31 protein-coding genes and 1 tRNA gene are annotated in these 24,390 nt (G+C 66.5%); 10 read left to right on the forward strand and 22 right to left on the reverse strand.

The features are described from left to right. Positions 1-85 precede the first annotated feature (85 nt). The gene (locus AC1D2O_RS12370; protein ID WP_478088656.1) at positions 86-1,009 is read left to right on the forward strand and encodes a LysR substrate-binding domain-containing protein; all 924 of its coding nucleotides are present in this window, start codon (positions 86-88) and stop codon (positions 1,007-1,009) included. 76 nt (positions 1,010-1,085) lie between these two features. After that, positions 1,086-2,102, forward strand: a complete 1,017-nt coding sequence (locus tag AC1D2O_RS12375) for a Bug family tripartite tricarboxylate transporter substrate binding protein (RefSeq protein WP_478088658.1) — start codon at positions 1,086-1,088, stop codon at positions 2,100-2,102. A gap of 262 nt (positions 2,103-2,364) precedes the next feature. On the opposite strand, the gene AC1D2O_RS12380 is transcribed toward AC1D2O_RS12375, so the two are convergent. Both AC1D2O_RS12380 and AC1D2O_RS12385 read right to left on the reverse strand, forming a co-directional pair. Then, complete coding sequence (locus AC1D2O_RS12380; protein ID WP_478088659.1) at positions 2,365-2,688, reverse strand: DUF1840 domain-containing protein; 324 nt, start codon at positions 2,686-2,688, stop codon at positions 2,365-2,367. A gap of 10 nt (positions 2,689-2,698) precedes the next feature. Continuing rightward, positions 2,699-3,967: a class I SAM-dependent methyltransferase gene (locus AC1D2O_RS12385; protein WP_478088660.1), complete on the reverse strand. Its 1,269-nt coding sequence runs from the start codon at positions 3,965-3,967 to the stop codon at positions 2,699-2,701. A 105-nt stretch (positions 3,968-4,072) separates the two neighbouring features. Here AC1D2O_RS12385 and AC1D2O_RS12390 point away from each other — a divergent pair, with 105 nt between their 5' ends. From AC1D2O_RS12390 to AC1D2O_RS12415, 6 genes are all read left to right on the forward strand, one after another. Continuing rightward, positions 4,073-6,430, forward strand: coding sequence for a bifunctional salicylyl-CoA 5-hydroxylase/oxidoreductase (locus tag AC1D2O_RS12390; protein ID WP_478157093.1), 2,358 nt, complete (start codon positions 4,073-4,075; stop codon positions 6,428-6,430). An 89-nt stretch (positions 6,431-6,519) separates the two neighbouring features. Further along, positions 6,520-6,996, forward strand: coding sequence for a MarR family winged helix-turn-helix transcriptional regulator (locus AC1D2O_RS12395; protein ID WP_478088664.1), 477 nt, complete (start codon positions 6,520-6,522; stop codon positions 6,994-6,996). Next, complete coding sequence (locus AC1D2O_RS12400; RefSeq protein ID WP_478088666.1) at positions 6,993-7,847, forward strand: enoyl-CoA hydratase family protein; 855 nt, start codon at positions 6,993-6,995, stop codon at positions 7,845-7,847. Before AC1D2O_RS12395 ends, AC1D2O_RS12400 begins: the two co-directional genes overlap by 4 nt. A gap of 4 nt (positions 7,848-7,851) precedes the next feature. Next, the gene (locus tag AC1D2O_RS12405; protein WP_478088668.1) at positions 7,852-9,129 is read left to right on the forward strand and encodes an acyl-CoA dehydrogenase family protein; all 1,278 of its coding nucleotides are present in this window, start codon (positions 7,852-7,854) and stop codon (positions 9,127-9,129) included. Further along, the gene (locus tag AC1D2O_RS12410) at positions 9,126-10,745 is read left to right on the forward strand and encodes an AMP-binding protein (protein ID WP_478157095.1); all 1,620 of its coding nucleotides are present in this window, start codon (positions 9,126-9,128) and stop codon (positions 10,743-10,745) included. Before AC1D2O_RS12405 ends, AC1D2O_RS12410 begins: the two co-directional genes overlap by 4 nt. Beyond that, positions 10,742-11,137 (forward strand): RidA family protein, encoded by a 396-nt coding sequence (locus tag AC1D2O_RS12415; RefSeq protein ID WP_478088674.1) that lies wholly within the window; start codon positions 10,742-10,744, stop codon positions 11,135-11,137. Before AC1D2O_RS12410 ends, AC1D2O_RS12415 begins: the two co-directional genes overlap by 4 nt. Before the next feature lie 197 nt (positions 11,138-11,334). Here the strand turns inward: AC1D2O_RS12415 and AC1D2O_RS12420 are convergent. The 18 genes from AC1D2O_RS12420 to rplN form a co-directional block, all read right to left on the reverse strand. After that, positions 11,335-11,411: transfer RNA gene (locus tag AC1D2O_RS12420), tRNA-Met, on the reverse strand. An 18-nt stretch (positions 11,412-11,429) separates the two neighbouring features. Continuing rightward, positions 11,430-11,834 (reverse strand): 50S ribosomal protein L17, encoded by a 405-nt coding sequence (rplQ, locus tag AC1D2O_RS12425; RefSeq protein WP_478087513.1) that lies wholly within the window; start codon positions 11,832-11,834, stop codon positions 11,430-11,432. Between the two features lie 88 nt (positions 11,835-11,922). After that, on the reverse strand, positions 11,923-12,912 hold the full coding sequence (locus tag AC1D2O_RS12430; protein WP_093382585.1) for a DNA-directed RNA polymerase subunit alpha: 990 nt from the start codon (positions 12,910-12,912) through the stop codon (positions 11,923-11,925). 129 nt (positions 12,913-13,041) lie between these two features. Beyond that, positions 13,042-13,665 carry a 30S ribosomal protein S4 gene (gene rpsD, locus AC1D2O_RS12435; RefSeq protein WP_478087515.1) on the reverse strand — a complete coding sequence of 208 codons (624 nt, stop codon included), beginning with the start codon at positions 13,663-13,665 and terminating at the stop codon, positions 13,042-13,044. Between the two features lie 133 nt (positions 13,666-13,798). After that, positions 13,799-14,203 carry a 30S ribosomal protein S11 gene (rpsK, locus tag AC1D2O_RS12440; RefSeq protein ID WP_162565645.1) on the reverse strand — a complete coding sequence of 135 codons (405 nt, stop codon included), beginning with the start codon at positions 14,201-14,203 and terminating at the stop codon, positions 13,799-13,801. 9 nt (positions 14,204-14,212) lie between these two features. Then, positions 14,213-14,578, reverse strand: a complete 366-nt coding sequence (gene rpsM / locus AC1D2O_RS12445) for a 30S ribosomal protein S13 (RefSeq protein ID WP_286371094.1) — start codon at positions 14,576-14,578, stop codon at positions 14,213-14,215. Positions 14,579-14,602: 24 nt separating this feature from the next. Further along, positions 14,603-14,716 (reverse strand): 50S ribosomal protein L36, encoded by a 114-nt coding sequence (rpmJ, locus tag AC1D2O_RS12450; RefSeq protein ID WP_038201958.1) that lies wholly within the window; start codon positions 14,714-14,716, stop codon positions 14,603-14,605. Between the two features lie 74 nt (positions 14,717-14,790). Beyond that, positions 14,791-16,101, reverse strand: coding sequence for a preprotein translocase subunit SecY (gene secY, locus AC1D2O_RS12455; protein ID WP_478157097.1), 1,311 nt, complete (start codon positions 16,099-16,101; stop codon positions 14,791-14,793). 25 nt (positions 16,102-16,126) lie between these two features. After that, positions 16,127-16,558, reverse strand: a complete 432-nt coding sequence (rplO, locus tag AC1D2O_RS12460) for a 50S ribosomal protein L15 (RefSeq protein WP_442281998.1) — start codon at positions 16,556-16,558, stop codon at positions 16,127-16,129. A 24-nt stretch (positions 16,559-16,582) separates the two neighbouring features. Next, positions 16,583-16,768 carry a 50S ribosomal protein L30 gene (gene rpmD, locus AC1D2O_RS12465; RefSeq protein ID WP_286606142.1) on the reverse strand — a complete coding sequence of 62 codons (186 nt, stop codon included), beginning with the start codon at positions 16,766-16,768 and terminating at the stop codon, positions 16,583-16,585. Between the two features lie 14 nt (positions 16,769-16,782). Beyond that, the gene (rpsE, locus tag AC1D2O_RS12470; RefSeq protein ID WP_028250822.1) at positions 16,783-17,301 is read right to left on the reverse strand and encodes a 30S ribosomal protein S5; all 519 of its coding nucleotides are present in this window, start codon (positions 17,299-17,301) and stop codon (positions 16,783-16,785) included. A gap of 18 nt (positions 17,302-17,319) precedes the next feature. Continuing rightward, the gene (gene rplR, locus AC1D2O_RS12475; protein WP_442282243.1) at positions 17,320-17,685 is read right to left on the reverse strand and encodes a 50S ribosomal protein L18; all 366 of its coding nucleotides are present in this window, start codon (positions 17,683-17,685) and stop codon (positions 17,320-17,322) included. Between the two features lie 14 nt (positions 17,686-17,699). Further along, entirely contained in the window at positions 17,700-18,233 is a 534-nt protein-coding gene (gene rplF / locus AC1D2O_RS12480) for a 50S ribosomal protein L6 (protein ID WP_442281997.1), read from the reverse strand. Between the two features lie 24 nt (positions 18,234-18,257). After that, positions 18,258-18,653 carry a 30S ribosomal protein S8 gene (gene rpsH, locus AC1D2O_RS12485; RefSeq protein ID WP_442281996.1) on the reverse strand — a complete coding sequence of 132 codons (396 nt, stop codon included), beginning with the start codon at positions 18,651-18,653 and terminating at the stop codon, positions 18,258-18,260. 20 nt (positions 18,654-18,673) lie between these two features. Next, positions 18,674-18,979, reverse strand: coding sequence for a 30S ribosomal protein S14 (rpsN, locus tag AC1D2O_RS12490; RefSeq protein ID WP_478087523.1), 306 nt, complete (start codon positions 18,977-18,979; stop codon positions 18,674-18,676). An 8-nt stretch (positions 18,980-18,987) separates the two neighbouring features. Then, on the reverse strand, positions 18,988-19,527 hold the full coding sequence (gene rplE / locus AC1D2O_RS12495; protein WP_286371087.1) for a 50S ribosomal protein L5: 540 nt from the start codon (positions 19,525-19,527) through the stop codon (positions 18,988-18,990). Positions 19,528-19,538: 11 nt separating this feature from the next. Further along, positions 19,539-19,856, reverse strand: coding sequence for a 50S ribosomal protein L24 (gene rplX / locus AC1D2O_RS12500; protein WP_286601597.1), 318 nt, complete (start codon positions 19,854-19,856; stop codon positions 19,539-19,541). Between the two features lie 13 nt (positions 19,857-19,869). Further along, complete coding sequence (gene rplN, locus AC1D2O_RS12505; RefSeq protein WP_068674584.1) at positions 19,870-20,238, reverse strand: 50S ribosomal protein L14; 369 nt, start codon at positions 20,236-20,238, stop codon at positions 19,870-19,872. A 224-nt stretch (positions 20,239-20,462) separates the two neighbouring features. Between rplN and AC1D2O_RS12510 the strand changes: the two genes are divergently transcribed. Next, entirely contained in the window at positions 20,463-21,641 is a 1,179-nt protein-coding gene (locus AC1D2O_RS12510; RefSeq protein ID WP_478157099.1) for an esterase-like activity of phytase family protein, read from the forward strand. Then, positions 21,638-22,492 (forward strand): pyrroline-5-carboxylate reductase, encoded by an 855-nt coding sequence (gene proC, locus AC1D2O_RS12515; protein WP_478087529.1) that lies wholly within the window; start codon positions 21,638-21,640, stop codon positions 22,490-22,492. The genes AC1D2O_RS12510 and proC overlap by 4 nt, the downstream gene beginning before the upstream one ends. Before the next feature lie 388 nt (positions 22,493-22,880). Here proC and ubiA read toward each other — a convergent pair whose 3' ends face one another. Both ubiA and AC1D2O_RS12525 read right to left on the reverse strand, forming a co-directional pair. After that, a complete protein-coding gene (ubiA, locus tag AC1D2O_RS12520; protein WP_478157101.1) occupies positions 22,881-23,759 on the reverse strand; it encodes a 4-hydroxybenzoate octaprenyltransferase in 879 nt (292 codons plus the stop codon). Beyond that, positions 23,749-24,342 carry a Dps family protein gene (locus AC1D2O_RS12525; RefSeq protein WP_478087533.1) on the reverse strand — a complete coding sequence of 198 codons (594 nt, stop codon included), beginning with the start codon at positions 24,340-24,342 and terminating at the stop codon, positions 23,749-23,751. The genes ubiA and AC1D2O_RS12525 overlap by 11 nt, the downstream gene beginning before the upstream one ends. Between the last annotated feature and the right edge of the window lie 48 nt (positions 24,343-24,390).

Raw genomic sequence — 24,390 nt, forward strand, 5'->3', positions numbered from 1 at the left:
ATGGCCTCAGTGTCGGTATTCCATTGCGCTCGCGGAAGCCATCAATCTGCCGCATTAAATTCAACTATCAGTTGAAAATGACGGAATGCAGCCTCTCAGCCACCTCGAATCCTTCGTCCGCAGCGCCGAGGCCGGGAGCTTTTCAGCTGCTGCCCGCCAGCTCGGCCTCACCCCCGCGGCCGTGAGCAAGAACGTGGCGCGGCTGGAGACCGGCCTCGGCGTGCGGCTGTTCCAGCGCAGCACCCGCAAGCTGACGCTGACCGAAAGCGGCGAGCGCCTGTTCCGTCAGATCGGCGGCGCCCTCGGCACGCTGGTCGACGCCGTCGCCGGCATCGCGCAGGACGACGGCGCGCCCGCCGGCACCCTCAAGGTCAGCATGGGCCAGGCTTTCGGCCGCGCCTACCTGCTGCCGCTGCTGTCCGACTTCCTGGCGCGCTATCCGGCCGTGCTGCCCGACTGGCACTTCGACAACCGGCAGGTCGACCTGATCGGCGAAGGCTTCGATGCCGGCGTCGGTGGCGGCATCGAGCTGACACAGGGCCTGGTGGCGCGCGAGTTGGCGCGCATCCACATCGTGGCCACCGCCGCTCCGAGCTACCTGGACGGCAAGCCGCTGCCGCGCCGTCCGGGCGACCTCGCCGCCCACGAGGGCATCGTCCGCCGCTCCTCCCCGACCGGCCGCGTGCGGGCCTGGACGCTGCGCAACAGGGCCGGCGACGAAGGCGTGGCAGAGACCCGGCCGCGGCTGATCTTCAGCGACCCCGAAGCGATGCGCGATGCCGCGGTCATGGGCCTGGGCGTGGCACTGCTGCCGATGGCATTTGCCCTGCCCGCCCTGCAGAGCGGCGCGCTGGTGCGCCTGCTGCCCGGCTGGTATGCGGACAACGGGCCGATCTCGCTCTACTACCCGAGCAAGAAGCTGCTGCCGGCCAAGACCCGGGTCTTCGTCGATTTCGTGGTCGAACGGCTGCGCGAGCAGGACTTCGCGCGGCGCATGCTGGGCGGCTGAGGCCCGGCGGTCGTTTTCGGACCGCCCGGGGTTTCCACCTGCGACGCCAGGGCGGCTTAGCCGCTACAAACAGCCCATGACCTTCTCCCCCTCTTTTCCGCGCCGCGCCGCCCTGACGCTGGCGGCGACCGCCGCACTGATCCTCCTGGCCGGCCCTGCGGCGGCCCAGGCCACCTGGCCGAACAAGCCGGTGCGGATCGTGGTGCCCTTCGCACCCGGCGGCACCACCGACATCCTGGCCCGCGCCGTGGCGCCCGAGCTGTCGAAGGCCTTCGGCCAGCAGTTCATCGTCGACAACCGCGCCGGCGCCGGCGGCAACGTCGGCGCCGAGATCGTCGCCCGGGCGCCGAACGACGGCTACACGCTGTTGATGGGCACGGTCGGCACGCACGGCATCAACCGCGCGCTGTACCCCAAGCTGCCCTACGACCCGATCAAGGACTTCGCGCCGGTCACGCTGGTGGCGGCGGTGCCCAACGTGATGGAAATGAACGCCGACAAGGCGCGCGCGCTCAACATCAACAACGTCGCCGACTTCGTCAAATACGCGAAGGCGAATCCCGGCAAGCTCAACATGGCCTCGAGCGGCAGCGGCACCTCGATCCATCTGGCGGGCGAGCTCTTCAAGAGCATGACCGGCAGCTACATGACCCACATCCCGTACCGCGGATCGGGCCCGGCGCTGATGGACATGGTGGGCGGCAATGCCGACGTGATGTTCGACAACCTGCCGTCCTCGATGCAGCAGATCAAGGGCGGCAAGCTCAAGGCGCTGGCCGTCACCAGTTCGCAGCGTTCGCCGGCCCTGCCCGACGTGCCGACCGTCGAGGAAGCCGGCGGCCCCGCGCTCAAGGGCTACGAGGCCAGTTCGTGGTTCGGCCTGCTGGCCCCGGCCGGCACGCCGCCGGACATCGTCAACCGCATCCAGCAGGAAGTGGCGAAGGCGCTGGCCGCCCCCGCCGTGAAGGAAAAACTGGTCGCCCAGGGCGCCATCCCCAGCGGCAATTCACCCGCCGACTTCGCCAAGCTGATCGACTCCGAGCACACCAAGTGGGCGAAGGTCGTCAAAGCCTCCGGCGCGAAAGTGGACTGACCCCCAGGTTGGCTCACTGCGTGTAGCCGCCCGCCCCCTTCCAGGGGGCGCAGTCAGCGGCCCGGCGAAGCCAGTTCCGCGACTGCCCACGAACAGGCGTGCGCTTCGCGCCGCCGCCGAACGACCAAACGGCTGATTGACTTGGCCGGCGCAGCCAGGCCCGTTGGTGAAACACCGCGGAACCGGCTCCGCCGGGCCGCTGGTGTTGCCCCCGGTAGGGGGTGGGCGGGCTACACGAAGTGAGCCCAACCTGGGGGCGAGCTCAAGTATTCCAGATGACATCCTTGCCGTCGGCCAGCGAGTCCTTGAGCATGTGCAGCAGCGGTGCGGCTCGCTGGTGCAGGCCGATGTGCTGCTTCTCGGCTTCGTTGTCGTGGCCCTCGACCGCATAGTCGTCGGCATTGTGGACATTGCGGCTCTCGCGCGCCACGGCCGCCTCGAGCGCCGAAATGGCGGCCGGCATCTGTGCTCCCGTGATGACGCCCTCGTGCGCCGGCGCCTTGCCGATGATTTCGAGCAGCTGGCGCGCGTGGATTTCGAGCATCACGAAAGGGGGGGTGGCTCGCGATTGGAATCGATACAGCATGGTGCCTCTCTTATTTGTAGATGTGGTCGCGAACGAAAGGGTACTCCGATTGCGCGCCACGCAGCGCGCGCGCCTCGACCCGGCCGTCCGGGCGGGTCGACAGCATCTGGTGCAGCGAGATCCAGCCCTGTTCGAAGCACATCGCCGAGCCGGCCAGGTAGAGCCGGTAGGCGCGCAGGATGCGCTCGGCGTTCTCCCCCTGGCGGCCGCCGCCCCGCTGGAGCACTTCGCGCGCCTCGCCGAGCCGCGCCTCGAGGGCGTCGGACCAGGCCCACAGCGTGCGCGCATAGTGCGGCCGCAGGTTCTCGGTATCGACCATCTCCAGCCCCGCAGCCGCGGTCTCGCGCAGCACGTGGGTCACGTGCAGCAATTCGCCGCCCGGGAAGATGTACTTCTCGATGAAGTCGCCCATGCCGGCGCCGAGCTGATGGTAGTCGAGCTGGCCCGAGGTGATGCCGTGGTTCATCACCAGGCCGCCGGGCGCCAGCAGCGAATGGAGCTTGCGGAAGTAGGTCCCCATGTTGGCGCTGCCGACGTGCTCGAACATGCCGACCGACGAGATCTTGTCGAAGGGCTTGGCACTGTCGAGCTGGCGGTAGTCGCGCAGCTCGACCCGCACCCGGCCCTGCAGCCCCTTCTCCTCGATCAGGTGCTGCACGTGGGCATGCTGGTTCTTCGACAGCGTGATGCCGGTGGCGTCCACGCCGTAGTGCTCGGCCGCCCACATCAGCAGCGCGCCCCAGCCGGAGCCGATGTCCAGGTAGCGCTCGCCCGGCTTCAGCATCAGCTTGCGGCAGATGTGGTCGAGCTTGGCCTCCTGGGCCTGCGACAGCGTCATGTCGGCGCTGCCGAAATAGGCGCACGAATAGACCCGCCGCGGATCGAGCCACAAGGCGTAGAAATCGTCGGAGACGTCGTAGTGGAACTCGATCTGGGCCGCATCCTTGCCCAGCGAATGCGAGCCGCGTGACTTGGCGCGGCGCTGCAGGCGGCTCCACCAGCTGGTGTTGGTCTCGGCCGGATTGCCGGGCAGCAGGCCGACCGCGGCATCGATCAGGTCGCGCATGGCGCCCTCGATCTGGATGCGGCCCTCGACGTAGGACTCGCCGATGGAGCCGATCTGGCGACCCGCCAGCTTGGTCAGCTCGGACCAGTCCTTGAAAGCCAGGGTGACACGGGCCCCGGCCTTGGCCACCTGCCGGCCATCGGGGAGTTGCAGCGCGATGGGAACGGACAGCGAGGAAAGCTGGGACTCGATCTTCGGTATCAGGCTTTGCATACAGAACATTCTTGCCAGCGAAATGAGGCTCGTCAACCGGTGGAGCCGGGAACCTCGGGCTTCCCATGGTTGACACGAGATCGTTTATGTCTAAACTATTTATCCATGAATAGCTTCACACCGAATCTTCGCCGCGTGCTCTGCATCGGCGGCGGCCCCGCTGGGCTCTACTTCGCGCTTCTGATGAAGGCCCGGCAGCCTTCGCTGGAGGTCACGGTGATCGAGCGCAACCGCCCGTTCGACACCTTCGGCTGGGGCGTGGTGCTGAGCGACCAGACGCTGGCCAACCTCGCCGCCGCCGACGCCCCCACCGCGGCGCTGATCGGTCGCGAGTTCCATCACTGGGACGACATCCAGGTCTTCTTCAAGGGCCGGCAGGTGCGTTCGGGCGGCCATGGCTTCTGCGGCATCGGGCGCAAGCGGCTGCTCAACATCCTGCAGGAGCGCTGCCTCGAGCTCGGCGTCGAGCTGGTGTTCGAGACCGACGCCACCGACGACCAGGCCCTGGCGGCGCAGTACAAGGCCGACCTCGTGATCGCGAGCGACGGGCTCAACAGCCGCATCCGCCAGCGCTACGCCGAGGTCTACCAGCCCGACATCGACCTGCGCCAGTGCCGCTTCGTCTGGCTCGGCACCCACCAGACTTTCGACGCCTTCACCTTCGCCTTCGAGCAGACCGAGCACGGCTGGTTCCAGGCCCACGCCTACCAGTTCGACGACAAGACCTCGACCTTCATCGTCGAGACGCCCGAGGCCGTCTGGCAGGCCCACGGACTCGACAAGATGGAGCAGCCCGAAGCCATCGCCTTCTGCGAGAAGCTGTTCGCCAAGTACCTGGGCGGCCACACGCTGATCAGCAACGCCACCCACCTGCGCGGCTCCGCCAACTGGATCCGCTTCCCGCGCGTGGTCTGCGCCCACTGGACGCACCACATCGAGGTCGACGGCAAGACGGTGCCGGTGGTGCTGATGGGCGACGCCGCCCACACGGCGCACTTCTCGATCGGCTCGGGCACCAAGCTGGCGCTCGAGGACGCGATCGACCTGGCGAACGAATTCGAAAGCGGCGGCGACATCGGCCCGGTGCTCGAGGCCTACGAGGCCCGCCGCAGCGTCGAAGTGCTGAAGATCCAGAACGCGGCGCGCAACTCCACCGAGTGGTTCGAGAACGTGCCGCGCTACACCGGCATGGAGATCGAGCAGTTCGCCTATTCGCTGCTCACGCGATCGCAGCGCATCAGCCACGAGAACCTGCGCCTGCGCGACACGCAATGGCTGGGCGGCTATGAGCAGTGGCTGTCGGGCGGCAAGCCGATCGCCCCGATGCTGATGCCGCTCAAGGTGCGCGGGCTCGAGCTCAAGAACCGCATCCTGGTCTCCCCGATGGCGACCTACAGCGCGGTCGACGGCGTGCCGCAGGACTTCCTGCTGGTGCACCTGGGCGCACGCGCGCTCGGCGGCGCCGCGATGGTGATGGTCGAGATGACCAGCCCGACGCCCGAAGGCCGCATCTCGCCGGCCTGCACCGGGCTCTACAACGACGCCCAGCAGGCGGCGTTCCAGCGCATCGTCGACTTCGTCCACGGCCAGTCGAGCGCGAAGATCGGCATGCAGCTCGGCCACAGCGGACCCAAGGGCTCGACCCAGGTCGGCTGGGAAGGCACCGACGAGCCGCTCGAGGACGGCAACTGGCCGCTGCTGGCCGCCAGCGCACTGGCCTATGGCGAGCAGAATCAGCTGCCCGCGGCGATGACCCGGGCGGAGATGGACCTGATGCGCGACCAGTTCGTCGCCTCCGCCCGCCGCGCCGCCGAGATCGGCTTCGACTGGCTCGAACTGCACTGCGCCCACGGCTACCTGCTGTCGGCCTTCCTGAGCCCGCTGACCAACCTGCGCAGCGACGACTACGGCGGCAGCATCGAGAACCGCCTGCGCTACCCGCTCGAGGTGTTCCGCGCGATGCGCGCCGCCTGGCCGGCCGAGCGCCCGATGAGCGTGCGGATCTCGGCCCACGACTGGGCGCCGGGCGGCAACACCGACGCCGACGCGGTCGTGATGGCACGTGCCTTCAAGGCGGCCGGCTGCGACTTCATCGACGTCTCCTCGGGCCAGACCACGCGCGCCGCCAAGCCGGTGTACGGCCGCATGTACCAGACGCCCTTCGCCGATCGGATCCGCAACGAGGTCGGCATCTCGACCATCGCGGTGGGCGCCATCACCGACGCCGACCAGGCCAACAGCATCATCGCCGCGGGCCGCGCCGACCTCTGCGCGATCGCCCGGCCGCACCTGGCCGACCCGGCCTGGACGCTGCACGAAGCCGCCAAGCTGCAAAGCCGCGAAGTCGACTGGCCGAAGCAGTACCTGAGCGGGCGCGACCAGATGTACCGCGAGATCGCCAAGCAGCAGCAGCTCGCGGCGGCGCTGGCGGCCGCTCCGCGCGCCGCCGAAGAGGAACACTGACATGAAATGCCCCCACGCTCATCACTTCGTGTATCGCTGCCCCCCGAGGGGGCGCTCAGTGCCCTTCGGGCGGCCGGGCGGGCACTGACATGGACCTCGAAGCCCGCGCCCACAGCGAGCACCCGGACGAGCTCCGGCTCTGGCTGCGCCTGCTGACCTGCACCCAGCTGATCGAGAAGCAGGTCCGCAACGAGCTGCGCGAGCAGTTCGCCACCACGCTGCCGCGCTTCGACCTGATGTCGCAGCTCGAGCGCGCGCCCGAGGGACTCAAGATGAACGAGCTGTCGCGCCGCATGATGGTCACGGGCGGCAACGTCACCGGCATCACCGACCAGCTGGTCGCCGAGGGCCTGGTCGAGCGCGTCGACGTCGCCGGCGACCGCCGCGCCTGGCGCGTGCGACTCACGGCACGCGGCCGCAAGCTGTTCAACGAGATGGCGCAACAGCACGAAGCCTGGATCTGCGACGCCTTCGCGTCGCTGACCCCGAAGGAAATCACCCAGCTCCACAAGCTGCTCGGCAAGGTCAAGCAGCATTCTCATCAACAAATGGCGGAGGCCCTATGAAGCACTACATCGGCGCGGCAAGTCCCATGCGCGCACAGTTCGAACCCAAGGCCGGCTACCAGGCCGAGCATTTCTCGTGGGCCTTCGAGGCCGGCGTCGGCACCGTGACGCTGAACCGTCCCGAGCGAAAGAACCCGCTGACCTTCGACTCCTACGCCGAGTTGCGCGACCTGTTCCGGGCGCTGAGCTTCGCCACCGACGTCAAGTCGATCGTGGTCACCGGCGCGGGCGGCAACTTCTGCTCCGGCGGCGACGTGCACGAGATCATCGGCCCACTGACGCAGATGAAGATGCCCGAACTGCTCGAGTTCACGCGCATGACCGGCGACCTCGTCAAGGCCATCCGCCATTGCCCGCAGCCGATCGTCGGCGCCATCGACGGCGTCTGCGCCGGTGCCGGCGCCATGATCGCGCTGGCCTGCGACCTGCGCTACGGCTCGCCCGCCACCCGCACCGCCTTCCTGTTCACGCGGGTCGGACTGGCCGGCGCCGACATGGGCGCCTGCGCGCTGCTGCCGCGCATGATCGGCCAGGGCCGCGCTTCCGAGCTGCTCTTCACCGGCCGCGCCATGACCGCCCAGGAAGGCCATGCCTGGGGCTTCTTCAATGCACTGCACGAGAGCGATGCCCTGCTCGGCGCCGCCACGGCGGTCGCCCGCGACCTGGCCGAAGGCCCCAGCTTCGCCCACGGCATGACCAAGACCATGCTGTCGCAGGAATGGTCGATGACCATCGACCAGGCGATCGAGTCCGAGGCCCAGGCGCAGGCGATCTGCATGCAGACCGGGGACTTCAAGCGCGCCTACGAGGCCTTCGCCGCCAAGCGCAAGCCCGCCTTCCAGGGAGATTGACCTCATGGCCGCCTCCGCTGTAGATCCGTCGACGGCGCATCTCGCGCTGCCCTTCTTCGACGCCGCGCACCGCACCCTCGCGCGCGAGCTGCTGCCCTGGGCCGCGGCGCAATCGGTGGACGAGCGCGACGACCGCGCCGCCTGCCGCGACTGGGTGCGGCGCCTCGGCGATGGCGGCTGGCTGCGCTATTGCGTGCCGGCGAGTTCCGGCGGCGCGCTCGAGCGCCTCGATTCGCGCGCCCTGGTGCTGCTGCGCGAGACCCTCGCCTTCCACTCGCCGCTGGCCGACTTCGCCTTTGCGATGCAGGGGCTTGGAAGCGGCGCCATCACGCTCGCCGGCACCGGCACGCAGCACGCCGACTACCTGGCCCCGGTGGGCCGCGGCGACAAGATCGCGGCCTTCGCGCTGAGCGAGCCCGAGGCCGGCTCCGACGTCGGCGCGATGGCGATGCGCGCCGAGCCCAGCGCCGACGGCTGGCGCCTCACCGGCGACAAGACCTGGATCAGCAACGGCGGCATCGCCGACTTCTACTGCGTGTTCGCCAAGACCGATCCGAGCGCCGGCTCGCGCGGGATCACGGCCTTCATCGTCGATGCGAACACGCCCGGCCTCGACACCTCCGCGCACATCGAGGTCATGGCGCCGCATCCGCTCGCGACCCTGCGCTTCGACGGCTGCACGGTGCCGCGCACGGCCCAGCTCGGAGAGCTCAACGGCGGCTTCAAGCTGGCGATGCGCACGCTCGACATCTTCCGCGCCTCGGTGGCCGGCGCCGCGCTCGGCATGGCCCGCCGCGCCCTGTCCGAAGCCGTCCAGCATGCGCAGAAACGCAAGATGTTCGGCCAGACGCTGGCCGACTTCCAGCTCACGCAGGCCAAGCTCGGCGAGATGGCGGCGCTGATCGACAGCGCGGCGCTGCTGACCTACCGCGCGGCCTGGATGCGCGACGACAGCGAGCGCCGCGGCGAGCCCGCCGTCGGCGACCTGACGGCGGCCGCCGCCATGGCGAAGATGTGCGCCACCGAGAATGCCAGCCGGGTGATCGACATGGCCCTGCAGATGCACGGCGGCCTGGGCGTCAAGGTCGGCACCAAGGTCGAGAGCCTCTACCGCGACATCCGTTCGCTGCGCATCTACGAGGGCGCGACCGAAGTCCAGCAACTGATCATCGGCAAGGCCGTGTTGCGTCCGTCGCCGGGCCGCCCCAAGACGGACGGCGCCCCCTCGGGGGGCAGCGACGACGCGCAGCGCGGAGCGTGGGGGCCAGGGAGGAATTCATGACCGCCAGCGCGCAAACCGACCGCTTCGTGCATGACCGGCTGCCGCCGGCGGAGCAGTTGCCGATCTTCCGCTACGACCTGCCCGAACTGCAGTTGCCCGACCAGCTGAACCTGGTCGAGGAACTGCTCGACAAGGCAATCGCCCGGGGCCTTGGCGACCAGCCGATGCTGCGCGCTCCCGGCCGCACGCTGAGCTATGCCGAGGCGGCGACGGAGGTCAACCGCATCGCCCAGGTGCTGACCGAGGACCTGCGCCTGGTGCCGGGCAACCGGGTGCTGCTGCGCGGAGGCAATTCGATCGCGATGGCGCTGGCCTGGCTCGCCGTGGTCAAGGCCGGCCTGATCGCGGTCGCCACCATGCCGCTGCTGCGCGCCAAGGAGCTTGGCGAGATCGTCGAGAAGGCCCAACCCACGGTCGCGCTGTGCGAAGAGAAGCTGCTCGACGAACTGGAGATGGCGCAACGGGCTCACCCGGTGCTGCGCACGATCGTGGCGTTCGATCGGTTGGACGCCCCCGACTCCCTGGCTGCGCGCGCCGCGGCGAAGAGCGGCGTCTTCCAGGCCTGCCCCACGGCCGCCGACGACATCGCGCTGTTGGCCTTCACATCAGGGACCACCGGCAAGCCCAAGGCGCCGGTGACCACGCACCGCGACGTGCTCGCGATGTGCCAGACCTGGCCGCGCCATGTGCTGCAGGCACGCAGCGACGACATCGTGATCGGTTCGCCGCCGCTGGCCTTCACTTTCGGCCTCGGCGGGCTGCTGGTGTTCCCCCTGTGGGCCGGCGCCTCGGTGTACTTCCACGACAGGCCCTACACGCCAGAGACCATGGTTCAAGTGATCCGGGAGATCGGGGCCACGATCTGCTACACGGCGCCCACCTTCTACCGCCAGATGGCGGCCTTCGCGAAGGCGGCTGGCGTCCCCAGCCTGCGGATCAGCGTGAGCGCAGGCGAAGCACTGCCCGACGCCACGCGCCAGCTCTGGAAGCAGGCCACCGGCCTCGAGATGCTCGACGGCATCGGCGGCACCGAGGTGTTCCACATCTACATCTCGGCCGCCGGCGCGCAGGTGCGCCGCGGCGCGGTCGGCAAGGCCGTGCCGGGCTTCACGGCCAGGGTGGTCGACGACGAGGGCCACGAAGTCCCGCGTGGCACGGTCGGCAAGCTGGCGATCATCGGACCGGTGGGTTGCCGCTACCTGGACGATCCGCGGCAGGCCGACTACGTCCGGGGCGGCTGGAACTATCCCGGCGATGCCTTCGTCGAGGACGAGGACGGCTACTTCTTCTACCAGTCGCGCGCCGACGACATGATCGTCACCGCCGGCTACAACGTGGGCGGCCCCGAGGTCGAGGACGCACTGCTCAGGCACCCGGCGGTCGCCGAATGCGGCGTCATCGGCAAGCCCGACGAGGAGCGCGGCATGATCGTCAAGGCCTTCTGCGTGCTCAAGCCCGGGCACACCGGCGATGCGGCGCTGACCAAGGCCCTGCAGGAGCACGTCAAGGCCAGCATCGCGCCCTACAAATACCCCCGCGAGATCGCGTTCGTGGCCCAGCTGCCGCGCACCGAAACCGGAAAACTCCAGAGATTCAAACTGAGGCAAATGACATGATCAAGCAACTGCAACCCCCAGGCTGGCTGCCGCCCAAAGGCTATGCGAACGGCATCGCCGCGCGCGGGACGACGGTGTTCGTCGGCGGCCAGATCGGCTGGAATTCGCAGCAGCAATTCGAGTCCGACGACTTCATCGAGCAGGCGGGCCTGGCGCTGCGCAACATCGTCGAAGTGCTGCGCGAAGGCGGAGCCGGCCCGGAGCACATGGTGCGCATGACCTGGTACATCACGGATCGCGACGAGTACAACCGCCGCCTCGGCGAGCTGGGCCCGGTCTACCGCGAGGCGATGGGCCGAAATTTCCCCGCAATGACCTGCGTGCAGGTGGCGGCGCTGGTCGAGGCGCGCGCAAAAATCGAGATCGAGGTCACGGCGGTATTACCTGACTGACCCCCAGCCTCGCCCACTTCGTGTGGCTCGGGCACCCCCTTCCAGGGGGCAATACCAGCGGCCCGGCGAAGCCGGTTCCGCGGTGTTTCCCGAAAGGGACCCACTGCATCGCCAGTCGGAAATCCCAGAAACAAAAAAGCCCACTGGAAAGTGGGCTTTTTTGCTTCGTCGACAACCTGGTAGGGTTATCGGGAATTTGGTTGCGCGAGCAAGATTTGAACTTGCGACCTTTGGGTTATGAGCCCAACGAGCTACCAGGCTGCTCCATCGCGCGGCAAGATGGAATTATATACTATTCGGCGCCGTTTTGCTCGGCGCCCGAAACTTCTTCAGAGATTTCGGGGCGATCGACCAATTCGACCAGGGCCATGGGTGCATTGTCGCCCACGCGGAAACCCATTTTCAGAATGCGCGTATAGCCGCCCGGACGTGCCTGGTAGCGCGGACCGAGTTCGCCGAACAGCTTGACGACGCTGTCGCGGCTGCGCAGGCGGTCGAAAGCGAGGCGCTTGTTGGCGAGCGTGGGCTTCTTGGCCAGGGTGATCATCGGCTCGATGACGCGGCGCAGTTCCTTGGCCTTGGGGACCGTGGTCTTGATGACTTCGTGCTCGATGAGCGAATTCATCATGTTCTGCAGCATCGCGAGGCGGTGCGAGCTGGTGCGGTTGAGTTTGCGGAGTCCGTGTCCGTGACGCATGGTGCTTTTTCCTTTACTTTATAAAAACAGGCAGCCGTGTCAGGTACTGCCCGGTGCACTGGCCCTCTTCTTCAGGGCCAACTTCGAATTATCGCTTGTCCAGGCCGGCCGGCGGCCAGCTCTCGAGCTTCATGCCCAAGGTCAGGCCGCGCGAGGCGAGCACTTCCTTGATTTCGTTGAGCGACTTGCGGCCCAGGTTCGGGGTCTTGAGCAGCTCGTTCTCGGTGCGCTGGATCAGGTCACCGATGTAGTAGATGTTCTCGGCCTTCAGGCAGTTGGCCGAACGCACCGTGAGTTCGAGCTCGTCGACCGGGCGCAGCAGGATCGGATCGAACTGCTGGGCGCTGCGTGGTGCCGGCGCATCGAATGCAGCGAGTTCGCCGCCTTCGAGCTGTGCGAACACGGCCAGTTGCTCGACCAGGATCTTGGCCGAGGCGCGGACCGCGTCTTCGGCGGTGATCGCACCGTTGGTCTCGATTTCGACCAGCAGCTTGTCGAGGTCGGTACGCTGTTCGACACGGGCGCTTTCGACCGTGTAGCTCACGCGCTTGACCGGCGAGAACGAGGCGTCGAGCACGATCCGGCCGATCGACTTGGTCGGCTCGTCGGCGTAGCGGCGCATCGTGCCGGGCACGTAGCCACGGCCCTTCTCGACCTTGATCTGCATGTCGAGCTTGCCGCCTTGCGACAGGTGCGCGATGACGTGGTCGGGATTGATGATCTCGACGTCGTGCGGCGTCTGGATGTCGGAAGCCGTGACCGGGCCTTCGCCGTCCTTGCGCAGGCTCAGCGTGACTTCATCGCGGTTGTGGAGCTTGAACACCACGCCCTTGAGGTTCAACAGGATGTTGACGACGTCTTCCTGCACGCCATCGATCGACGAGTACTCGTGCAGCACGCCCGCGATCGTCACTTCGGTGGCCGAGTAGCCGACCATCGACGACAGCAGAACGCGGCGCAGTGCATTGCCGAGCGTGTGGCCGTAGCCGCGCTCGAACGGCTCGAGCGTGACCTTCGCCTTGTTGGGCGCGAGTTGCTCGACCTGGATGGTCTTGGGTTTCAGCAGGGTTGTTTGCATGCAGGACTTCCTCTCAATACCCCCGGCTCGTTACACCGGTAAGGCTGGTGAAGCGCCCGGCGGGAGTACTTCCCGGCGGGAACAAAAAATCAAAAGTACGGGCCGCGTCAGCGGCACGTTATCGTCCGTTTAACGCGAATACAGTTCGACGATCAGCGATTCGTTGATGTCGGCCGCGAATTCGTCGCGATCGGGGACCTTCTTGAAGGTGCCTTCAGCCTTGTCGGCATTGACGTCGACCCAGGCGGGCATGCCGACTTGGGCGGCCAGCTGCAGCGCTTCGGCCACGCGGGTCTGCTTCTTCGACTTGTCGCGCACGGCGATCACGTCGCCGGTCTTGACCAGGTACGACGGAATGTTGACCGACTGGCCATTGACCGTGATCGCCTTGTGCGACACGAGCTGACGTGCTTCGGCGCGGGTCGAGCCGAAGCCCATGCGGTAGACCACGTTGTCCAGGCGCGATTCGAGGATGAACAGCAGGTTGGCGCCGGTGTTGCCACGGCGGCGGTCGGCTTCCTCGAAGTAGCGGCGGAACTGCTTCTCGAGCACGCCGTACATGCGCTTGACCTTCTGCTTTTCGCGCAATTGCAGGCCGAAGTCGGAGGTGCGCTGACCCGAGGTGCGGCCGTGCTGGCCGGGCTTGGAGTCGAACTTGGCCTTGTCCTGGATTGAGCGGCGGGCGCTCTTCAGGAACAGGTCGGTGCCTTCGCGGCGGGAGAGTTTGGCCTTGGGGCCGAGGTAGCGTGCCACTTGATCTTCCTTCTATGTCATCTGCCGCAGGGTGACTGCGGGAGCCATCAGCGGCGTGCCGATGGCGGTGGGCTTGTTGAAAAACAAAAAATGCGCAGCCGCTGTGAAGCAGGCTGCGCCGAGCATTGTCGCCTTAGATGCGACGACGCTTTTGCGGACGGCAGCCGTTGTGCGGAACCGGGGTCACGTCGGCAATGGAATTGATCCGGATGCCGAGCGCAGCCAGGGCGCGCACCGACGATTCGCGACCCGGGCCGGGGCCCTTGATCTCGACGTCGAGGTTCTTGATGCCTTGGTCGACCGCAGCGCGGCCGGCCACTTCAGAGGCGACCTGCGCAGCGAACGGCGTCGACTTGCGCGAACCCTTGAAGCCTTGACCACCCGACGACGCCCACGACAGAGCGTTGCCCTGGCGGTCGGTGATCGTGATGATCGTGTTGTTGAACGAGGCGTGCACGTGGGCGATGCCGTCCGCAACGTTCTTGCGAACCTTCTTGCGAACGCGTTGTGCCGCGTTGTTGGCAGGAGCTTTAGCCATGGTCTATCCTTATTTCTTCAGGGACTGCGCTGCCTTGCGCGGACCCTTGCGAGTGCGGGCATTGGTGCGCGTACGCTGGCCGCGCATCGGCAGGCCGCGACGGTGACGGAAGCCGCGGTAGCAGCCGATGTCCATCAAGCGCTTGATGTTCATCGTCGTTTCGCGACGCAGGTCACCTTCGATGGTGAAGAGAGCGATCTGGTCGCGGATCTTCTCGAGATCGGCGTCGGTCAGATCCTTGATCTTCTTCGCATAGTCGATGCCGCTCGCTTCGCAGATCTTGCGTGCGCGGGTGCGACCGATGCCGAAAATGGCGGTCAGGCCGATTTCAGCGTGCTTGTGCGGCGGAATGTTGATGCCAGCAATACGTGCCATGTGCGTCCTCTATATCTCTAACAATCAACCCTGGCGCTGCTTGTGGCGCGGGTCGGTACAGATCACGCGCACCACACCCTTGCGGCGGATGATCTTGCAATTACGGCAGATGGTTTTGACCGAAGCCGAAACTCTCATTTCTTTCTCCTAAGACTCTGTTCAACTCGGCGAACCATTCGCCTGAAAATTCGTTGCGTTCAAGACCCGTACGACTACGACGTCTTGAAGTTGGCTTTCTTCAGCAGCGACTCGTACTGCTGCGACATCATGTAGTTCTGCACCTGGGCCATGAAGTCCATCGTCACGACCACGATGATCAACAAGGACGTCCCGCCGAAATAGAACGGCACGTTGTACTTGAGGATCAGGAACTCCGGCAGCAGGCAGACGAAGGTGATGTACACCGCGCCGGCCAACGTCAGTCGAACCAGGATCTTGTCGATATAGCGCGCGGTCTGGTCACCCGGGCGAATGCCTGGAATGAACGCACCGCTCTTCTTCAGGTTGTCGGCGGTCTCGCGGCTGTTGAACACCAGCGCCGTATAGAAGAAGCAGAAGAACACGATCGCGGTGGCGTACAGCAGCACGTAGATCGGTTGCCCCGGCTGCAGCGCGCTCGCGATGTCCTTGATCCAGCGCATGCTCTCGCCGGTGCTGAACCAGCCCACGACCGTCGTCGGCAGCAGGATGATAGACGACGCGAAGATCGGCGGGATCACGCCGGCCATGTTCAGCTTCAGCGGCAGGTGCGACGACTGACCGCCGTAGACCTTGTTGCCGACCTGTCGCCGCGCATAGTTCACGAGGATCTTGCGTTGGCCGCGTTCGACGAACACCACGAAGTAGGTCACCAGCACGACCACCGCGACGATGAACAGCGCGACGATCACGTTCATGGCACCGGTGCGAACCAGTTCCAGCAGTCCGCCGATCGCGTTCGGCAAGCCGGCCGCGATGCCGGCGAAGATCAGGATCGAGATCCCGTTGCCGAGACCGCGTTCGGTGATCTGCTCGCCGAGCCACATCAGGAACATCGAGCCTGCCGTCAGGCTGATCATTGCGGTGAGCCGGAAGCCGAAGCCGGGCGAAATCACCAGGCCTGCGGAAGACTCGAGCGCCACTGCGATGCTGAAGGACTGGAACAAGGCCAGACCCAGCGTGCCGTAGCGCGTGTACTGCGTGATCTTGCGCCGCCCCGACTCGCCTTCCTTCTTCAGCTGCTCGAAGGTCGGCACCACGTAGGTCATCAGTTGCATGATGATCGACGCGGAGATGTACGGCATGATGCCCAACGCGAACACGGTGAAGCGCGACAGCGCACCGCCCGAGAACATGTTGAACAGGCTCAGGATGCCGCCCTGCTGACCTTGGAACAGCTGCGCCAGTTGGTCCGGGTTGATGCCCGGCACCGGGATGTGAGCCCCGACGCGATAGACCACGAGCGCGAGCAGCAAAAAGACCAGCCGGCGACGCAGGTCGCCGAACTTGCCTGTCTTTGCGAGCGTTGCCGCGTTGGTTGCCACGAAGAACTTCTTTCAGTCCGAGTGTTTAGGCGACGCTGCCGCCAGCGGCCTCGATCGCGGCCTTGGCGCCGGCGGTCGCGCCGATGCCCGTCAGCTTGACGGCCTTGGTGAGCTCACCGGTCTTGATGATCTTGACGACCTTCGCGATCTGGCCCACGAGACCCGCTTGCTTGAGCGCCAGCAGGTCCACTTCGGCCAGGCCGAGCTGCTCGAGCGCGGTCAGCGTGACTTCGGCGTTGTACTTCAGCAGTTGCGACTTGAAGCCACGCTTGGGCAGGCGGCGCTGCAGCGGCATTTGACCGCCTTCGAAGCCCACCTTGTGAAAACCGCCTGCGCGCGACTTCTGACCCTTGTGACCGCGACCCGCGGTCTTGCCGATGCCGGAGCCGATGCCGCGGCCGACACGGCGCTTTGCATGCTTGGCGCCGTCGGCCGGCTTGATGCCATTGAGTTCCATATGCGTCTCTCTCAGTGGCTCTGGTTAGAGCACTTTGACCAGATAACTGATCTTGTTGATCATGCCGCGCACTGCGGGCGTGTCCTGCAGCTCGCTCACGCTGTTGAGCTTGCGCAGGCCCAGGCCGCGCACGGTGGCGCGATGCGATTCCTTGGTGCCGATCGGGCTCTTGACCAATTGGACCTTGACGGTTTGTTGTTGCGTCGTCATGTTGCTGCTCCGGTTCAGGCGAAGAGCTCTTCGACCGTCAGACCGCGCTTGGCGGCGACTTCGGACGCGGTCGTCGAGTTCTTCAGGCCGTCCAGCGTGGCGCGGACCATGTTGTAGGGGTTCGACGAACCATGGCTCTTGGCCACGATGTCGGTGATGCCCATCACTTCGAACACGGCGCGCATCGGGCCGCCGGCGATGATGCCGGTACCCTTCGGGGCCGGGATCATGACGACCGAAGCGGCGCCGTGATGGCCGGTCACGCGGTGATGCAGCGTGCCGTTCTTGATCGAGATCTTCGCGAGGTTGCGGCGGGCTTCTTCCATCGCCTTCTGCACGGCGGCCGGCACTTCCTTCGACTTGCCCTTGCCCATGCCCACGCGGCCGTCGCCGTCACCCACCACGGTGAGTGCTGCGAAACCGAGGATACGACCACCCTTCACCACCTTGGTGACGCGGTTGATCGCGATCATCTTCTCGCGCAGACCGTCCTCGGGGCCTTCGTTCTGCGTTCTTGCCTGAATCTTTGCCATTTTGAATCTCGTGTCCGGTTAGAACTGCAGGCCGGCTTCGCGGGCCGCATCGGCCAGCGCCTTGACGCGGCCGTGGTAGGCGAAACCTGCGCGGTCGAAGGCGACCTTCTCGACGCCGGCAGCCTTCGCCTTTTCAGCGATGCGCTTGCCGATGGCGGTGGCCGCGGCAGCGGTGGCACCCTTGCCCGAAGCGCCCAGCGAAGCACGCATTTCGGCTTCGGCGGTCGATGCGGTGGCGATCACCTTGGAGCCGTCGTCGGAGATGACGGTGGCGTAGATGTGCAGGTTGGTGCGGTTCACCGTCAGGCGCGCCACGCCCTGCGTCGCAATGCGAATGCGGGTCTGGCGCGAGCGGCGAAGGCGCTGTGCTTTTTTGGTCAACATCATTTTGCTGCCCCTTATTTCTTCTTGGTCTCTTTGATCACGATCTTCTCGTCCGAATAACGGATGCCCTTGCCCTTGTAGGGCTCAGGCGGACGAATAGCGCGGATCTCAGCGGCCACTTGGCCGACGCGTTGGCGGTCGGCACCCTTGATGATCACTTCGGTCGGGGTGGGTGTTGCCACCGTGATGCCTTGCGGCATGTCCTTGTTGACCGGATGCGAGTAGCCGACCTGGAGGTTCAGCTTGCTGCCCTGCGCCGCGGCCTTGTAGCCGACGCCGACCAGGTTGAGCTTCTTCTCGAAGCCCTTGGTCACACCGACCACCATGTTGTTCACGAGCTGGCGCAGCGTGCCGCTCATCGCATTCGCTTCACGCGAATCGTTGGCGGGCTCGAAGCTCAGCTGGCCGTCCTTGGAGACGACGTTGACCAGGGCATTGCGCGGCAGGTTGAGCGAACCGCCCGTACCCTTGACGCTGATCTGGTCTTCCTTGATCGACACATCCACGCCTGCGGGGATGGCGACTGGCATTTTTCCTACTCGGGACATTTCAGTAACTCCTCGATGTCTCGGTTAGGCGACGTAGCACAGGACTTCGCCACCGACACCGGTAGCGCGCGCCTTGCGGTCGGTCATCACGCCCTGGGGGGTCGTGACGATCGCGACGCCGAGGCCGTTCTGAACTTGCGGGATGGCTGCGCTGGCCTTGTAGACGCGCAGGCCGGGACGGCTCACTCGCTCGATGCGCTCGATGACCGGACGGCCAGCGTAGTACTTCAGCGTGATGACGAGTTCGGACTTGCCGGCTTCGGTCTTGACCTGGAAACCGTCAATGTAGCCTTCGTCCTTCAGGACCTGCGAGATCGCGATCTTCACCTTGGAAGACGGGACCGACACAGTGGGCTTCGCCACCATCTGCGCGTTACGGATACGCGTCAGCAGGTCGGCAATGGGATCACTCATGCTCATGTTTTTTACTCCTGCCTGGCTTACCAGCTGGCCTTGGTGACACCGGGGATGTCGCCAGCGAAAGCCAGTTCACGGATCTTGGCGCGGCCCAGACCGAATTGACGGAAGGTGCCACGCGGACGACCGGTGATTGCGCAGCGGTTGCGCTGGCGCGTCGGGTTCGCGTTGCGCGGCAGCTTTTGCAGGCCCAGACGGGCAGCAGCGCGCTCTTCATCGCTCTTCTTGAAGTCGTTGGCGATCGCCTTGAGTTCGGCGTGCTTCGCCGCGTACTTGGCGACCAGGTTGTCGCGCTTGAGTTCGCGCTGGATCAAAGATGCTTTAGCCACAGGTCGCCTCAGTTCTTGAACGGGAAACGGAAGCCAGCGAGAAGCGCCTTGGCTTCTTCATCGGTCTTGGCCGTCGTCGTGATGCTGATATTGAGACCGCGCAGGGCATCGACCTTGTCGTATTCGATCTCGGGGAAAATGATCTGCTCTTTGACGCCGATGTTGTAGTTGCCGCGGCCGTCGAAGGCGCGACCCGAGATCCCGCGGAAGTCACGAACGCGCGGCAGCGCCACGGTCACGAAACGATCCAGGAATTCGTACATCTGAACGCCACGCAGCGTGACCATGCAGCCGATCGGCTGGTTCTCGCGAATCTTGAAGCCGGCGATGGCCTTCTTCGACTTGGTCACGACCGGCTTCTGGCCGGCGATCTTGGTCAGGTCGGCGACAGCGTTGTCGAGAACCTTCTTGTCGGCGACGGCCTCACCCACGCCCATGTTGAGCGTGATCTTGGTCAGGCGCGGAACCTGCATCGGCGAGGTGTAACCGAATTTCTCGGTCAGATCCTTGGCGATCTTTTCGCGGTAGTGTTGTTGGAGACGTGCCATGTGAGTACTCCTTAGGCCAGCTTGATTTCGTCGCCGCTGGACTTGAAGACGCGCACGCGCTTGCCGTCCGAGACCTTGATGCCCACGCGATCGGCCTTGCCGGTCGCAGCATTGAAGATCGCCACGTTGGATTGGTGAATGGGCATGGTCTTTTCAACGATGCCACCGGTCGTACCCTTGAGGGGGTTCGGCTTGGTGTGCTTCTTGACCATGTTGATGCCGTCGACGATCAGGTAGGAATCGTCCTTGCGCAGCGACACAGTGCCGCGCTTGCCCTTGTCGCGCCCGGCCAACACGATGACCTGGTCGCCTTTGCGAATCTTGTTCATGGCGTTGTTGTCCTTACAGAACTTCGGGGGCCAGGGACACGATCTTCATGAACTTCTCGGTGCGCAGCTCGCGCGTGACCGGTCCGAAGATGCGGGTGCCGATGGGCTCCAGCTTGGCGTTGAGCAACACAGCTGCGTTGCCGTCGAATTTGACGAGGGAGCCGTCTGCACGACGGATGCCCTTGGCGGTGCGAACCACCACTGCACTGTAGATCTCGCCTTTTTTGACGCGACCGCGCGGAGCAGCTTCCTTGATGCTGACCTTGATGACGTCGCCCACGCTGGCATAACGCCGCTTGGAGCCACCGAGCACCTTGATACACAGGACGGATTTCGCGCCCGTGTTGTCGGCCACATCGAGCCGGGATTCAGTTTGGATCATGTCTTGATATTCCCAACTTGTACCGTTTGCCACCCCGGCTGGATCCGGTTGTGTAGCGCTGCGGTCAGTCTTGGGCCCGTCGTCCACACACCAAAACCACTTCGGTGCGCTTCCGCTGGGCAGAAACTTTCGCCTTTTGAAGCGAAGCCCGCGATTGTTGCATAGTCCAAACGCCTCGTCAACACCCGGACCTGCAGAAATCTGTCAAACCGTAGACTCTCGCGGTGCACGCCAGACCATCGCCGCCTCTCATCCGCCGCCGGCTGCTGCTGGCGGCCGGGGTCGCCGGCCTTCTCCCGGGCTGCCGCAACGCCCCTGCGGGCCTGCCGCCCTCACCGCGGGTCCGGCAGGCCGAGCCGGCCCAGGCGCTGCGCCTGGTCGGCGAAGCGCGGTGGCCGCATCGGGCGGAGTTCCAGGGCACCGCCCTGGGAGGCTTCTCCGGCATCGACTACGACCCTGCGCGGGGCGAATACCTGCTTCTCAGCGATGACCGGTCGGATCTGGCGGCCGCACGGTTCTACCGCATGCGCTGGCCCGCGGTCGGCGCAGAGCCGCCGCAACCTGCCGGCGTCACCTTGCTGCGACAGGCCGGCGGCGCACTCTGGCCGGCGCGGCGTGCCGCGGCCGCGGACATCCCGGTGGTCGACCCCGAGGCGATCCGCTGGCGCCCGGAGACCGGCACGGTGCTCTGGACCAGCGAGGGCGACGTGGCGCGCGGCTTCGGCCCGGCACTCTACGAATCCCGGGGCGACGGCACGCTGGTGCGCGAGATCGCCTTGCCCGCGATGTTCGCGGCCGACCGCAGCGGCCGGAGCGGCCCCAGGGACAACCTCGGGCTGGAGGGGCTCGCGCTGACGCCCGACGGCCGCGACGCCTGGGTGGCGATGGAGAACGCGCTGCTGCAGGACGGGCCGGTGCCCACGCTGCGCGCCCCCGGCGGGCCCTGCCGCTTCACCCGGATCGACCTCGCGACCGGCCAGGCCCGGCGCCAGATCGCCTACCTGCCCGACGCGATCCCCCTGCGCCCGCTGCTGCCCGGCACCTATGCCGACAACGGCGTCAGCGAGGTCCTGATGATCGACGGCCACCGAATGCTGGTGCTCGAGCGCGCCTATGCGACCGGGATCGGCAATTCGCTGCGCCTCTACGAGATCGACACCCGCGAGGCCAGCGACACCCTGGCCCTCGACGCGCTGTCGCCCGACAATCACCGTCCGGCGCCGAAAAAGCTGGTGGCGGACTTCGCCGCGCTCGGACTGTCGCGCCTGGACAATACCGAGGGGCTCTGCTGGGGCCCCGATCTGCCCGGCGGCCGCCGGATGCTGGTCGCGGTGAGCGACGACAATTTCAATCCGCTGCAGGTCACCCAGTTCGCAGCCTTCGAATTCACAGACACGTCATGAACATCGCAGTCACCTTCCTGCCGCGCCAGGACCCGCTCCCCCTGCCCCCGATCGCCTTCATCGGCGGCGGCAACATGGCCAGCGCCATCATCGGCGGACTCCTCAAGCAGGACACGCCGGCAGCCACCTTCGAGATCGTGGAGCCCTTTGCGGAGGCGCGCGAACGGCTGGCCCGCGACTTCGGCATCGTCGCCCAGGCCGAGGCCGGCCCGGCCCTGGCGCGCTGCGAGGTCGTCGTCTGGGCGGTCAAGCCGCAGAATTTCGCCGAAGCCGCGAAGCCGGTGCGCGGGCTGGCGCCGGATGCCCTGCACCTCAGCGTCGCCGCGGGCATTCCGTCCGACAGCATCGCCCGCTGGCTCGGCACCGAGCGCGTGGTGCGGGCGATGCCCAACACGCCGGCCCTGGTCGGCCAGGGCATGACCGGGCTGTTCGCGCGCGACGCGGTCGATGGCGCCGGCCGCAAGCGGGTGGAACGGGTGCTGGGCGCCACCGGGGAGCTGCTCTGGGTCGATGCCGAAGGCGCGCTCGACGCGGTCACTGCGGTTTCCGGCTCCGGTCCGGCCTATGTGTTCTATTTCCTGGAGGCCATGACCGAGGCCGGCATCTCGCTGGGCCTGACGCCGGAGCAGGCGCACCAGCTCGCGGTCGGCACCTTCTCGGGCGCCACGGCGCTGGCCGCCAGCGCCGGCGAACCGCCGGCGGTGCTGCGCGCGCGCGTGACCTCCAAGGGGGGCACGACCTATGCGGCGATCTCGTCGATGGAAGACGCCGACGTCGCCGGCAAGTTCAAGGCCGCGATCCGCGCCGCCCACCAGCGCGCCGGCGAACTTGCGGCCGAATTCGGGAAATAGGCTCGCCCCCAGGTTGCCCGGCACTTCGTGTCCGGGCGCCCACCCCCTGCCGGGGGCAACACCGGCGGCCCGGCGAAGCCGGTTCCGCGGTGTTTCACCAACGGGCCTGGCTGCGCCGGCCGGTGAATACTGGCGCTGTGGTTGTTCTATGGCGGCGCGCAACGCGCCTGTCGGTGGGCGGCCGCGGAACCGGCTTCGCCGGGCCGCTGACTGCGCCCCCGGTAGGGGGTGGGCGGGCTACACGCAGTGAGCCCAACCTGGGGGCGAGCTAGTGCTCCGCGCAGCGCGCCCGTTCGTGGGCAGTCGCGGAACCGGCTTCGCCGGGCCGCTGACTGCGCCCCCGGAAGGGGGTGGGCGGCTACACGAAGTGAGCCAACCTGGGGGTGAGCTACACCCCTCCGGCCACGACGCCGGCGAACACGGTGAAGCCCAGCCAGTGGTTGAGGCGGAAGGCCTTGAAGCAGCCTTCACGCGTGCGGTCCCTGATCAGGCGCCAATGCCATAGCGCCTGCGCCGCGGCCACGGCGATCGCAAGGTAGAACAGGGGGCCCAGCCCCATGCCGCCGCCGACCGCAGTCCAGACGACCAGGAACAGCAGGTAACAGGCCATCACGATCGCGACGTCGAAGCGCCCAAAGGTGATCGCCGAGGTCTTCATGCCGATCCGCAGGTCGTCATCGCGGTCGACCATCGCGTACTCGGTGTCGTAGGCCAGCACCCAGAACAGATTGCCCGCCAGCAGCCACCAGGCCAGCGCCGGCACTTCGCCGCGCACCGCGGCAAAGGCCATCGGGATGCCGAAGCTGAAGGCGATGCCGAGCACCGCCTGCGGGATCGACACGACGCGCTTGGCATAGGGATAGGCCAGCGTGATCGCGAGCGCCACGAAGGACCACAGCACCGTCACCTGGTTGGTGGTGAGCACCAGCGCGAAGGCGCACAGGGCCAGCACGGCGCCGACCGCCAGCGCCTCCTTGACCGAGAGCACGCCGCTGGTGACCGGCCGCTGCGCGGTCCGCTTGACGTGGCGGTCGAACTCGCGGTCGGCCACGTCGTTGATGCAGCAGCCCGCGCTGCGCATCAGGAAGGTGCCGAGCACGAACACGACCAGCAGGTGCCAGCCCGGCCAGCCGCCGGCCGCAAACCAGAGCGCGCCCAGGGTCGGCCACAACAGCAGCAGCCAGCCGGCCGGCCGGTTCCAGCGGATCAGGTCGAGGTAGAGCCCGAGCCGCCCGCGCGGGGACTCGGCGCCAGGATCATTCTTCAAGGAGCGAGCGCAGCATCCAGGCCGTCTGGTCATGCACCGTGCAACGCGCGGTCAGCATGTCGGCGGTCGGGTCATCGCCGGCTTCCTCGGCCACGGGGATGAACTCGCGCGCGATGCGCGACACGGTCTCGTGGCCCTTGACCAGGATGCGCACCATCTCCATCGCCTTGGGCGGGACCTGCGGCACGTCGGGCACGGTGGCGATCTTGCTGAATTCGGCATAGGAACCCGGTGCGTAGTGGCCCAGCGCGCGGATGCGCTCGGCCAGGACGTCGGTCGAGGTCCAGAGCTCGGTGTACTGGCCCATGAACATCGCATGCAGCGAGTTGAAGTGCGGGCCGGTCACGTTCCAATGGAAGTTGTGCGTGGTCAGGTAGAGCGTGTAGGTGTCGGCCAGCACCCGGCTCAGGCCTTCGGCGATGGCCGCGCGGTCCTGGCGGTCGATGCCGATGTTGATGATCGGCGCGTTGCGGCTGCCCGATTCCTCGGCCACCCGGATGCCGCCTTTGCGCGGCACCTTGCCGGCCGACGAGGCCGGAGCGGGCGTGGCGGGCGACTTGGGCTTCTTGATGACTTTGGCCATGCGAAGGGTTCTTTCTACAGAAGGGTTGACGGCAGGAGGAAGCCGGAA

It is taken from the genome of Variovorax sp. P1_G12, from assembly GCF_056405555.1.